This window comes from Leptothoe sp. ISB3NOV94-8A, assembly GCF_043421595.1.
Lineage (GTDB): Bacteria > Cyanobacteriota > Cyanobacteriia > Phormidesmidales > Phormidesmidaceae > Leptothoe > Leptothoe turfae.
In genome coordinates this window covers 2,800,782-2,813,699 of sequence record NZ_JAXSQW010000001.1, presented here as the reverse complement: position 1 = coordinate 2,813,699, position 12,918 = coordinate 2,800,782, and the positions used below count along the sequence as shown (strand labels likewise).

The 12,918-nt window shown below is 45.4% G+C and carries 7 protein-coding genes; 2 read left to right on the top strand and 5 right to left on the bottom strand.

What is annotated here, in order from left to right; translation table 11 throughout:
- Positions 1-6 precede the first annotated feature (6 nt).
- The 4 genes from SPB21_RS12155 to SPB21_RS12140 all read right to left on the bottom strand — a co-directional run bounded on the left by SPB21_RS12155 (position 7) and on the right by SPB21_RS12140 (position 5,518).
- Positions 7-1,104 carry a nitroreductase family protein gene (locus SPB21_RS12155; protein WP_499866685.1) on the bottom strand — a complete coding sequence of 366 codons (1,098 nt, stop codon included), beginning with the start codon at positions 1,102-1,104 and terminating at the stop codon, positions 7-9.
- 63 nt (positions 1,105-1,167) lie between these two features.
- On the bottom strand, positions 1,168-2,493 hold the full coding sequence (locus SPB21_RS12150) for a flippase (RefSeq protein ID WP_499866684.1): 1,326 nt from the start codon (positions 2,491-2,493) through the stop codon (positions 1,168-1,170).
- 152 nt (positions 2,494-2,645) lie between these two features.
- Positions 2,646-3,935 carry a glycosyltransferase family 4 protein gene (locus SPB21_RS12145; RefSeq protein ID WP_499866683.1) on the bottom strand — a complete coding sequence of 430 codons (1,290 nt, stop codon included), beginning with the start codon at positions 3,933-3,935 and terminating at the stop codon, positions 2,646-2,648.
- 521 nt (positions 3,936-4,456) lie between these two features.
- Positions 4,457-5,518 (bottom strand): glycosyltransferase family 4 protein, encoded by a 1,062-nt coding sequence (locus tag SPB21_RS12140; RefSeq protein ID WP_499866682.1) that lies wholly within the window; start codon positions 5,516-5,518, stop codon positions 4,457-4,459.
- 2,480 nt (positions 5,519-7,998) lie between these two features.
- Here SPB21_RS12140 and SPB21_RS12135 point away from each other — a divergent pair.
- On the top strand, positions 7,999-9,429 hold the full coding sequence (locus SPB21_RS12135; RefSeq protein ID WP_499866681.1) for a polysaccharide biosynthesis/export family protein: 1,431 nt from the start codon (positions 7,999-8,001) through the stop codon (positions 9,427-9,429).
- 70 nt (positions 9,430-9,499) lie between these two features.
- Positions 9,500-11,809, top strand: a complete 2,310-nt coding sequence (locus SPB21_RS12130) for a GumC family protein (protein ID WP_499866680.1) — start codon at positions 9,500-9,502, stop codon at positions 11,807-11,809.
- 37 nt (positions 11,810-11,846) lie between these two features.
- Here the strand turns inward: SPB21_RS12130 and dinB are convergent, their stop codons facing one another.
- Positions 11,847-12,908, bottom strand: coding sequence for a DNA polymerase IV (dinB, locus tag SPB21_RS12125; protein ID WP_499866679.1), 1,062 nt, complete (start codon positions 12,906-12,908; stop codon positions 11,847-11,849).
- Positions 12,909-12,918 lie beyond the last annotated feature (10 nt).

Genomic DNA, 12,918 nt, shown 5'->3' with positions numbered 1-12,918 from the left:
TGGTAACTAGTTATATTTGCGAATTTGCTCTAAAGGTTTCTTACTAGAGTACGGAACTAACGCTTCTGGGTCAGGATAACCAACAGATATAAGCATAACTACTCTTTCGTTAAGTTCTAGTGACAAAAGCTCTGCCATTGCTTTTTCATTTTGCTCAACATCAGGCCAATTAATAGCACAGGAGCTTAAATCTAGAGTTTCAAGTGCATACATAAGGGACATTGAAGCCAAAGATCCATCAATGTAAATTACATGTCGATCTCTCTCATTGAAGTAAGCGCTTAATTTACCTACGACTGCGATAATTGCCGGAAAGTTGTGGTGAAAGCCCTTGGTTCCACCAGGAACGGCTGCGACCTTTTGTACCAATATAGGGTCGTCAAAAATTCGAAATTCAAAAGGTTGACGATTACAAGCGCTAGGCGACAATACTGCTGCTGTAACTGCCTTATCTAACAATTCGCGAGGTACTTTTTTTTGCAGATACCAACGGACGGAACGTCTACGATGACAAAGCTCTAAAAAGCTTTCATAACTGACTGAAACAGCCTTGTTTAAATCTCGTTTGTACGGAATCTGCGCTGGCTTTTTTGAATGAGGCGTTGCTAACTTCAAAAACTGTTCTTTAGCTGCATCCACAACCGCATGCGAACCTGCTACTTCAAAGTAGTTTGTCAAGACGTCGTTTGCCCAGTTGAGTTCTTTATTATCTGGGCTCAGGCCACCAGTGTTTTCATAAACATGGCAGTAAGTATCAACGGTCTCTGCAATATAGCCAGTAGCAAACACATCCCGACGAGGCCGCATGATTAACCCTTTCTCTAAGCGATGAATATTTCGCCTAAGTAAATAAGGATTGCTTTGCTTCAGTTTCAGATTTTGATAGTACTTATATCGGCCATATACGGTGGCATGCTGCTCTCGTCTAAACTGAGACGAAATTAGAAAATAGTAGAGGCTACTTAGCGTTGGAGACAGAATAACAAACCGTAGCAAAAAGGTGTCACTTGAGGACCGCAATTGATTAAGCTTGTTATAGATATCCCTAGCAATAGTTAATCCACTTTTAGGAATTATCTGTTTTACGGTTAATAGGCTAGTCATGGTTTAGTTCTATATTTAATAAATAGTATCAAAATCCTAATTAACGTCTCTCAGCTATGCTGGTCATTGCCAATATCGATAGCCTAGCGTTGGAAATAACAAGAGAGACTTTGTCATCATCCAAAAAACAGGCCTACTTTTCTTATGAAAGAATAAAGCAAAATATGACGCTGTCGCGTAGGAAACCAACGTAGCTAAAGCAGCACCATAACCACCTAGTTTTGGAATTAGCAGTAGATTTAGAAGAATATTGATAGTTCCACCTAGCCCTTGGGTAATGACCGACAGGAACAGCACGTTTTCCATTAAAATCCATCTATTAAAGGCAGCACGCATAAAGATAAATAAACCAGCCCAAATGTGAACAGCTAATATTCCGGCTGAATCGATGTATGTAGGCCCAAAGGTTAATAAAATCAGCTGATTCGAGGCTAAAGCTATGATGACAGCAAAAATAAACGCAATAAAGAGCAGTAAATCTACTAACTGTTGAAATCTGAAAAGATATTTTTTAGTTTCAGACTCACGTAGTTTAATAAGCTTTGGGAACACAGCGACAGCAATTGCATTAGGAATGAAGTACCATATTTCGGATAGGGTACTAGCTACGCTGTATATGCCTACTTCCTTTGAATCGACTAGCCATTTCAGCATAGCCTGGTCAATTTTTAGATATATGATTGCAAATATAGACCCAACGCAGATTACCCAACCTTTTTTAAGCAAGCTTTGGCTCATATCCTTAGATATTTTCCATGTTTTTACTGGAACATTAGACTGTTTTTGATAGAAGAAAATCAAGCATCCAGTAGCTACTAGAATTTGAATTAAACTTGAAAAGCCAAAAGCCAATAAATTTGCTGCAGTAAATACTAAAAATAGCCTAAAGCTATGGTTGCAGACCATAGCAATTGTATTCGAAATAGTCTGGTACTTAATTTTAGTTTGTGCTTGAAACCAGTAAGTTACAATCTGAAATGGCTGAACTAGCAGACTAAGAGATGTAATGATAAGCATCCAGAATTCAGAGCTTCCTGGTCGTTCTATAAAAAATATAGCGCCAACGAGAATTAAAAAAGCGAGAATGACACTTAATGATTTAAGGAAAAAAGTAGAGCCTAAAATTTCATCATTTTGGTCTGGGTATTTCACTAGCTCTTTTACAATTAATCCATTGAGACCTGCATGGCTAATTGCAGTCGCAATACCGACAATGGAAGTAGCGTAAGCTAATACGCCAAAATTTTCAGGCCCTAGATATCTCGACACTAAAATTGCTGTAAAGAAACCAACAACCATTTGCAGCACTTTTTCAATCATCATCCAAAATGCATTGAAAAAGTAGCCTTTGAATCGACTAAAGATGTTGGTTACTCTTAAGAGTTGCACTGGATTAAGCCTCGTAAGCTGCTAAGTATTTATAAGCTGTTTCGACATAAAAAGAAACTGAAATGGACTTTAAAGATGGTTAAAATCACAGCTTATACGGGCATTAAATAAGTGAAAAAATATGCAGCTTACTTATTGCCTCTTTTTATAATCTATTCAAGGCTCAGGGCACGCAGATATTGACGGCTGATAACTTGTGGTGTGAAATGCTCATTCATTGCTTGTCGAGCATTTATTCCCATGGTGGTTAGTAGATTTTGATCTTGGGAAAGAAGATATAGGAAGTCTGAAAGACCTTCACCATTACCATTTCTAAACGCAAGACCACAGTCGTTTTTGTCTACTAGTCCTTCTAAATAAGTTCCTTCCGGACAAATCACCGCAATTGGCCTCCCCGCCGCCAATGCCGGATACAACTTACTCGGAGCCACCAGGCTTTCCATCCCTTCACTCACACTAACCAACGACACATCACAGGCCGTCATCGAATACGGAAGATCCTTCTTATCCTGATACGGCAAAAACAAAAAGTTCTCCTCCAAACCCTCCGCCTTTACATCCTCAATCAGCGTCTCACGCTTTGCCCCGCCACCAATACATACAAACTTAATTGGCTCATTCCGTAACAGTTTTGCCGCCTCAAAAATCGTCGCAATATCATGGCAGCGGCCCATATTCCCCGAATATAGCACCGTAAACGTATCCACTAAGCCATGCTTACGGGCAAACCAATTATCCTTCTTTTCCATCGGCTTAATCAAGTCTGGGTCCGCCCAACTATGGATCACCTCCACCCGGTCAGCAATATCCGGACAATGACCCACCACCCGCTCCTTCATCGAAGGGCTCAACACAATTAACGCCTTTGCCCGTCGCCATACCCGCTGATTTACCCAACGCCACAGCTTAGCCACCGGATGATTGTAATCTACTACACCCAGCTCCACCGCAATGTCCGGATACAGATCATACAAAATCACCACATAGGGCGTATTAAATAACAGACTAATCAAATACCCCACCACCGGCAAAAATGGCGGAGCCGTTGTCAGCAACAGCACCCTATCCTTTTGCCAACCATGGTGCAACAAGTGCAAAAAAGCACGAATTACAAATAACAAACCATTTAGCGCCTTACCCCGCACCCGATTAGACCACAGCTGAGTCATCCGCGAACGATGTATATCTAAATTGTGAATTTTCTCCCTGCGGGGAGCCTCGGCCTCACCATAAGCATAGCCCGGCTGGCCCGTAAACACCTCCACCGGCATGCCTTGCTTTGCTAACTGCCTCACTAGCTCATCCAGCAGCTGTCCCGTGGCAGCATAGTCAGGGGCAAAAAATTGAGTAACAAGTTTAACCGTTTGCTGCGTCGACTGAACGTCAGATTGGTCGTCAAAGGAAACTGCTTGAGTAGGTGGGTAGAGTTTGCCAGGAACCATAAAGCGTGAGCATTAGTAAACTATAGAGCAGTGAAACAAAACTGTTGCCAAAAATTAGTAAGTAGGTAATCTCAGATCTTGCACTAAGGTCGGTTGTGAAGCTCAAACCCACGTTGGGTTCAAAACCCAACGCTAATTGAGGGCTGTCCACTCAAGGGACAAGATTGGCTAGGCAGCTCTAAATATAGAGCTTTTAAGGATTCTTTAACCGCTTGAGCGGTTTTGAGCCAGTTAGCCTTGCGACTTTGAGTCCAAGGTGGGTTAATGCTTCCTTGCCAGGTGCAAGATCTCAGTAATCGTGAAGATCTACAGCGTCTGAAGACCATCTTTTTCCAATACTAGGAGAGACTGAATCCAAGCCCCCAAAGTTGGGGGTTTGGGGGCCTGAATAACCTGAAACCACTTGGGCAGCTGCTTGAACATAAAAGACCTTTTAATAGGCGAATTCACCCTATCCAGGCTTCGACATGAGGCTTCGACGTGACCTCAGCCAAGAAGGCCTGTGAATAACAGTTGCATTTCTAGGAAACCTGCGCCACTCGCCAGGCTCGCCAGGAAGCAATGCCAAGGATGGGTGTAGAAATCACCATTGCCAAAATGCCATTGGGAATCGGAGCCAGGGTAAAGGCCCAGCTGCCAATCCAAAGGCTGAGGGCATAGATAAATAACACAGCACCACGATGGGAAAAACCAATCTTCAATAACCGATGGTGTAAATGGCTTTTGTCAGCAATAAAAGGAGACTTACGCCGCAGCAACCGTGAAATAATCACCAGTGTCATATCAAAAATTGGCACCGCTAATACAATCAATGGAATTGTAACGGCAGTTGCCCCTTTTACCAGACCGGTCACGCTAATCACCGCCAACATAAACCCAATAAAATAAGATCCCCCATCACCCATAAAAATACAGGCCGGGTTAAAGTTATAGACCAAAAAACCACACAGGCTACCCACCAAACACATGGCCAACAACGCCACCGACGGTTCGCCAATAAATAAACAAATCCCCACGGTGATCAGGGCAGCAATGGCGCTCACCCCCGAAGCTAAGCCATCTAAACCATCAATCCAGTTAATGGCATTCACCATCCCTGCAATCCATAACAACGTAATGGGCAAGCTTAACAATCCTAGATGTACCAGACCTATGCCTGGCACATTAAAAAAGTCAATGCGAATGCCGTTTTGCCACACTAGGGCTGCGATCGCTAACTGACAGACTAAACGAAACTTAGGCGAAAGTCCTTTTAAGTCGTCACAAAAGCCCAATAGAAAATAGCCACTGCCCCCCAGTAAAATAATTGCTATTTCTCGTTGGGCCATCGGCAATAAATAGCTAAAGCCACCTAATCGCCAGAGACAGATGGCGGCTGCCAGTGTACCCAGAAAAATACCAATCCCTCCCAAACGTACCATTGGAACTTGATGAACCTTGCGATCGTCGGGCAAATCCACATGGCTGCAACGAATTGCTAATGTCCTAACAATGGGGACACTAACAACAACAACAACAAATGCACTGATAAAAGCAAAAAAATAAAAACCGTAGCCAAAAAACAACGCTGACAAATCAAGCATCACATTAATGCCAACATAGATCTAACAAGTAATAGATGTTGGTATTCGCAAACAGCACGCTCTTCAGGTCTTAAATCAATAACCGTCAAGCAATTTCGATGCAACTTCTCTTAGTTAAGGCGTTTTCTTGAAAAGACTATACCGGCTAAAAGCCCCCAATCAGACATAACCCTGATATTCCAACTAGGCATACTAGATTTTTCTAAATGCTAGGAGAAATAAACCTCAAAGCTTCCCAATGGTGGAGGGTTCAGGGGCATAAAAATAGGTAGTTTCTTTATCAGAAATATCCTCAGTAAGTTGCAGATAACATTCTTGGTAGAGCCCGCTTTTTGCTGAAATACAGCAGATACATTGACTTAGGAAGCGGCAAATAAATAAAGTTCCCATACTACAATTTGTCACAGGCACTTTTGTCAAGCATATCCCTGATGTGGACACGTTATCCATAAAAAACAATTATCGATAACATGTGGTTTCTAAAGATTGTTCGTAAGAAAGAGCGCATCGTCAGCTAGAAAACCTATGAAAAAAATACTGCTACCATCCAACAGCCTCGGGAGTAAGAGGCCATTAGACATAGAAAATAAACAGACAGTTCAAAGAAACAATACTTTACACCAACCGACAAGATCGTATTTTTACATCACCTACCTAAACACACAATTGAAAAAACATAGCACTGTCTCAAGGTAAGCGATTACTGATTTAGAGGATAAACCGGTCTAGAGGCATTGATACTTGACGGTATCTCACAACTAAAGTCATCCCGAGGATCAGCAATGCCCCAGTTAAATAGCCTTGATGACGTACTGAGCAGATCTACTTGATATTTCCCAATTAAGTTACTGGTAACATTGTCATATTCCGGATGAAATAACCACCTATTTTTGATGGAAATCCTTTCCTAATAAAGGATACAGCCACTCAGTATAATCACGGGCAGGGGTAGTTAATCAAACGCAGCATGGGGGAACCCCCAGTATCCTAATTAGGCGAATGTAAATAGTTCCACAAAAGAGGGTCTGAACAATCTGAACCCACTTGGTCTGCTGCTCACCCACAGAAATATCCTGAGAAGGAAACTGTCCTACAAGATCATCTCATGCTGTTTTTTTGTTATAAAAATAGGGCAAACTCTAAAATGCCAGGTTCCTACTATCAGTGCTTCAGAGCTAAATATTTATATATAATCAGCAAACTCAAGCATTGAGTAAATTTTCACAGAACGATAGACTAAATCAAAGCTATTATGCGGAGATAGCCTCCAGAATCTCGAATAATAATACTATCAGGTTATATTTTTGTCAATCGACCATTATCGACTGGCCGATAGTCTCAATTCTCTCTCAGCCATTGAATTTTCCTTTGGCAAACGATTGAATATTAATAAGATTCCAATCGTGAAATTGTGTAGCCCCCTCCCTTACCAAGGTCTACGGTGTATACATAAGTCAGAGAGAATAGCTAAAACCCTTAAAAATCCTAGGTTTCAATATGGCCTGCCAGGGGTTCCCCTGACGAAGGGGAACCGTCAGGGAGGGGTCTGGATAACTAGCGCTAACACCTGTAGACCACTCCGTTGGTTCCCCCTTCGTCAGGCTACAGTGTCCACACAAGTACTGGAAACTAGCGTTCGCGGTTGCCTCACCCCCTCTAACTCCCCCTTAGTAAGGGCAGGGTTGTTTCGTGTTCACCAGAGAAAATCTGTAAGGCTTATTACTTCATTCATGCTGAATCGAGAGATGATCGGAGGGAGCCAAAACCGGTTGCTTGGGGTCCCTCCGAGTTCCCCGAACCCCCATGGTTAGGGCCGGGAGGCCGCCCTAAGGACCCAGCCTACTAGGTTGTCCTCAATGGCATTAAAGTAGGGGTTACGGCGGGGTCAATTAATCAGGTTATCGCATTGTTGTTTGGCCCACCTCCAAGTAGGGCATGTCTTTCCTCAAATGAGCTTTCAATACCTTCAGATTTTCTGTCTAGACAATGAAACAGACCTGCTCCTGGGAGGGGACAAGGTATTCCCCTCAGCCTAAAGAGCAGGCTTCGCCAACTTAAGGGAACAGACCTCCAACATGTCTCAAAACAGTACATTCTTTTCATGCAAAAGTCTTAGTCCTACAGTCCAAATTCTTGATGAGGACTCGTAAAAAACTATACTCATCTCTCCGTCTTTCTACTATTTGCTAACTATATAAAATAGATATATAGCAATGCCATAAAGTTCAGGATTTTCCGGATATTACGGGCCATCGACAGCATTTCTCTAGAGGGCGATAACGGCTTCTCTGACTATTGTCTGCGGTGTTCAGGTCTACCTACATTATTGTTAAACGTTTCAGTATTTGCCATTGCTGATTTAAAGGATAAACCAAACTGTTAAAAGCGGCATATCTCAGCATCTTTCGATAAAACCATCGTTTGGTTCAGCAACGCCCAGTATTATCTTGCATCGTTTTTAGCCTTCTATATGTCCTGCAATGACTAGCTCCAGATATTTGAAAACGGTAATTCGGACAGCCCTAATAACAGGGTTTGCCCTGGGAACTGCTGTCGGTAGCCCAGCCCTGGCCGTACTGCCTGACATAACAGTTTCTGCTGCATCCGTTTCATCCCTCAATGATATTTATTTATTGGGACCGGGGGATTTGATCACCGTTGATGTGTTTAATGTACCTGAGTATAGCGGTGAGCAGCGAGTGTTGGCCAATGGCAACATTAATTTACCCGCCGTTGGCCAGGTATCGCTAAGTGGTTTGACCCTGGCTCAGGCAGAATTAGCTATTAGCGAGAAATATCGATCAGAAGTCCGTTATCCGCAAATCACTGTAAATCTTTTAACACCCCGTCAGCTCCGTATTGCCCTCACAGGAGAAATTCATACGCCCGGTCAATATACCCTACCCGTGGGTGGCGAAGGGCAGTTTCCTAGCCTGATCGAAGCGATTAAGGTAGCAGGCGGGATTACCCAGGCAGCTGATTTAAAGCGAGTGGAAATTCGACGCCGGGTGGAAAATGGTGGCACGCAACGGGTAGTTAGTGATTTATCTGCGCTTCTCACCCAGGGGGATCTGACTCAAGATTTTCCTTTGCGTGATGGTGACTCCATCACCATCATTGAAATGGATGAGATTGACGTGCAAATGTCAAGACAGATTGCCCTGTCTAATATTGGCCCCGATGAGGAAGAAGCCATTAGTGTTGCTGTGGTTGGTGAAGTCTTTCGTCCAGGCACTTACAACTATGCCTCGCGCTCTGGGTCGGGTCAGTCTATTACTAGCAATAATGCCACTGCCACCAGTGTGCAGCAGCCGGGTCGGCTGACGGTAACCCGTGCCTTGCAATTGGCTGGTGGGGTAAAACCCCTGGCAAATCTTCGCCAGGTAGAGGTCAAGCGAACAACGCGTTTGGGTGAAAGTCAAACGATTTCCCTCGATTTGTGGCAACTGGTGGAATCTGGTGAACGCGAACAAGATTTAATTTTGCAAGAAGGTGACACCATTGTGGTGCCAACTAACCTGACGGCCAACTCAGAAGATATTAGTCTACTCACGGCTACGAATCTGTCGCCAGATTCAATTGCGGTCAATGTGGTGGGTGAGGTCGAAAGCCCTGGCCCTGTTGCTGTGGCGGCTAGCACCACCCTCAATCAGGCTGTTCTGGCGGCGGGTGGTTTTAATCGTCGTGCCAAAGAAACGGTGGCCTTGATTCGCTTAAACCCTGATGGGACTGTTACCCAGCAGTCGTTTGAGGTGGATTTAGCCCAGGGGCTTAATGCTGACGAGAACCCCATACTGCAACACAACGATATTGTTGTTGTTGACCCCAATGCGGCGGCTCGCCTATCGGATGGGCTGAGTAATTTTCTTGGTCCCTTTCTTCAGATTCTACCGTTTGGCAATCTGTTCTAACCGGCTCAATATACTCATTTTTCCTACTCTTTTATCCTCATTAGACTCCTAGTTTCTTTGTAACCGCCCTATGGATAATCTTGCTTCAGCCAACGGTGCGTCTGTTAACAGCCTGGCCAAAGCGTACCAACTACCTCAAATGCCATGGGCTCAGGATGACGATGAGCTAGACCTGGCTCAACTGCTCACCGTGCTGCGGCGACGATCCCTGCTGATTACGGGGGTGGCTGCCGGTGTGATGGGCACGGTCATGTTCAATACCCTGCGCCAGGAACCAGTTTATGAAGGGAGCTTTGAAGTTCTGGTAGAGCCGGTTAATGCCGATGATAATCTCTCGGACTTAAGTGGTCTTCTGGCAGAAGCTGCCCCGGTCAAACAGTCAGGCCTGGATTATGAGACTCAGGTGCAGGTGTTGCGTAGCCCTGAATTGATTGCTCAGGTGATCGCAGAGCTAGAAACCATTGATCCAGATCTTAATTATGAACGTCTGTTAAAAAACCTCACTATCAGACGGGTGGGGGAAACTAAAATTATTGAGGTGAGCTACAAGGGCAATGACCCGGTCGAAATCCAGGCGACCTTGGATGCGCTTTCAACGGTTTATTTAAAGTATAGTTTGGATGAACGCCAAACGAATCTGCGCCAGGGGATTCATTTTGTTGACCGGCAGTTGCCTGAGTTAAAAGAGCGGGTTAATGAGCTGCAAAGCCAGCTGGAAAGATTTCGTCAAACCTATAATTTCATTGATCCAACGACGCAAAATCAACAGATTACCACACAGGCTCAGCAACTTAGCACCCAGCGTCTGGAAATTGATCGACAGCTGGCTGAGGCGATCACTAACTACGAGCTATTACAGAGTGAAGGGGGCAGTGAAGTTGCGCTGCAAAACGCACCGGTTTATCAACAGCTGATTCAAGAGCTGCGCCAGGTGGAAACAGAAATTGCCACTGAACTGACTCGTTTTCAGCCGGGAAGTCTGGCTATTCAAGTTCTGGAAGATAAGCGAGAGAGAATACTTCCGGTCATTGAGGCAGAGGCCCAGCGGGTATTAAATGCAAAATATGCTGAAGCTGAAAATGCCATCGAATTGTTATCCACTCAAAATGTCACCATTGCGGCGGCTGAAGCCCAGTTGCAAAATACGCTGACTCAGTTACCGACCCTGGCACGAGAGTATAGCGATCTACAGCGTGAGTTAGAGATTGCCGTTGGTGCCCTCAGCCGTTTTTTGGAAACGCGCGAACAATTACAGATTGAGGCGGCCCAAACCGAAATTCCCTGGGAAATAATCGAAGCACCCAGTCGGCCAGAAACTCCCATATCGCCTAATCCAAGACGTAGTTTTGTGTTGGGCATTGTTGCCAGTCTGTTGATTAGCGTTGGGTCAGCGTTGCTGCTGGAAAAAATAGATACTGTTTGCCGCACCGTTGATGAGATTGAAAAGGTCGTAAAACTGCCGTTGTTAGGCACAATTCCCTACCATGGGGAATTTGACACTGCTCCACAACAATCTAATGGGGCGGGCCAGTGGCTACAGCAACGTCTTGGTAAAAAGGGTACGGGGGCCACCGATGGATACTATGGCTATGGTGGCTCGCAGTTTTTGGAATCAATGCGGTTGTTGCACACAAATCTGTCGTTGATGGGGGCCGATCGTACCATTCGCTCAGTAATTATCAGTTCGTCCATGCCCAATGAGGGTAAGTCCACCGTTGCCCGCCATCTGGCGCAAACCGCTGCCACCATGGGCAAACGAGTCTTGCTAGTGGATGCAGATCTGCGGCGACCTACGGTTCATCAGCGTCTTGGGTTAAGCAACAAAACAGGTCTTAGCGATCTGCTCTCGGGCAATGTTACGAAGGGCAGTGGGATACTACAAAAGGTCATGCCCTTTCTGGATTTCTATGCCATTACAGCCGGTACTGCGCCCCCCGACCCGGTTAAACTACTGGCATCTAAGCGGATGCGACTGTTGATGAATCAGCTAGAAAAACAGTTTGACTTGGTGGTTTATGATACGCCACCGCTGGTGGGTCTGGCGGATGCCACATTGATTGCGGCTAACACCGATGGTCTGATCCTGGTTTCTCGGTTAAATGGTTGCGATCGCAACATCCTCCAGCATGCCATGGACAACATCAGCTTCACTAAGATTCCCGTCCTGGGTCTAGTCGCCAACGGTGTCTCTTCCAAAGGTAATGGGTACAAGTACTATTCCTACGGTGACTACGGAAGCCAAGCGGAACCAGACAATCCCCCAACGGCTGACACCACCGATGAGGATGCCAACGCCCTGGCCGCCGCCGCCAGTAAAAATGGCAGCTCATCCCACCAAAATGGCCTCAGCATATCCGACTTCTTAAATGTCAAGAAATAGCAAGACAACCCATAAAATAGTCAAAAAACAAACTCACCTAAAGCAACGACAGTTGCTGAAACCCCACCGTTTCAGCAGGCACCAAATTTGCGATCGCCACCCCCAACAGTCTCACCTGCGGTTGAGGCTCAAGGTGATGCTCCAACAAAGCCTGAGCTAACGGCCCCATGTCAGTGGCCCGCTGCATCGGCACATCCACCGTACGACTGCGAGTAATTTGGCGATAGTTCGCATATTTAACCTTAAGGGTGAGGGTATAGCCCATCTTTTTTGCCTTGAGCAGCCGTGCTTCCACCTCATCCACAATCGTAGCCAGCGCCTGGCTCATGGCCTCTAAAGACCGCAGATCTTCAGCAAAGCTGCGTTCGGCCCCAACCGATTTACGAATACGGTTAGGATCAACTCGGCGATTATCCTGGGCATTGGCCACACGAAAATAGTGGCTACCGATTTTGCCAAATTCTGCCACCAGATCAGTCTCACGCCAACGTTGTAAGTCGGCTCCCCTAGCAATACCCAGCTGTTTCATTTTGCGGGCAGTGGCCGGACCAATGCCATGAAATTTTTCGATGGGCAACGTGGCAATAAAGGCCATGGCCTCGTCGGGCAAAATCACATACAGTCCATTGGGTTTATTCACATCCGAGGCCATTTTGGCCAAAAACTTATTGATGGAAACACCGGCAGAGGCCGTCAGCTCAGTGGTCTTTTGAATACGCTGTTTAATGACTTTAGCCGTTGCGATCGCCGATTCACAGCCAGTCACATCCAAATACGCTTCATCCAGGGACAGGGGTTCAACCAACTCTGTATAATCCCGAAAAATTGTCCGAATTTGTTCGGATACTGCCCGATATACATCAAATCGAGGTCGCACAAAAATCACATGGGGACACCGCTGCACCGCAATGCGTGATGGCATTGCCGAATGAATTCCATAGCGCCTAGCCTCATAGCTAGCGGCGGCTACAGCCCCTCTCTGTTCTGGACGACCACCCACCACCACCGGCTTGTCCCGATACTCAGGATAGTCCCGCTGCTCAATGGATGCATAAAATGCATCCATATCAACATGGAGGATTTTACGATGGTCCACCATCTCCCTTATG

What these genes read in the sequence shown, in the direction of transcription:
- SPB21_RS12155 (WP_499866685.1), bottom strand. Translation starts at nt 1,104, where the DNA reads ATGACTAGCCTATTAACCGTAAAACAGATAATTCCTAAAAGTGGATTA.
- SPB21_RS12145 (WP_499866683.1), bottom strand. Translation starts at nt 3,935, where the DNA reads ATGGTTCCTGGCAAACTCTACCCACCTACTCAAGCAGTTTCCTTTGAC.
- SPB21_RS12140 (WP_499866682.1), bottom strand. Translation starts at nt 5,518, where the DNA reads ATGCTTGATTTGTCAGCGTTGTTTTTTGGCTACGGTTTTTATTTTTTT.
- SPB21_RS12135 (WP_499866681.1), top strand. Translation starts at nt 7,999, where the DNA reads ATGACTAGCTCCAGATATTTGAAAACGGTAATTCGGACAGCCCTAATA.
- SPB21_RS12130 (WP_499866680.1), top strand. Translation starts at nt 9,500, where the DNA reads ATGGATAATCTTGCTTCAGCCAACGGTGCGTCTGTTAACAGCCTGGCC.
- dinB (WP_499866679.1), bottom strand. Translation starts at nt 12,908, where the DNA reads ATGGTGGACCATCGTAAAATCCTCCATGTTGATATGGATGCATTTTAT.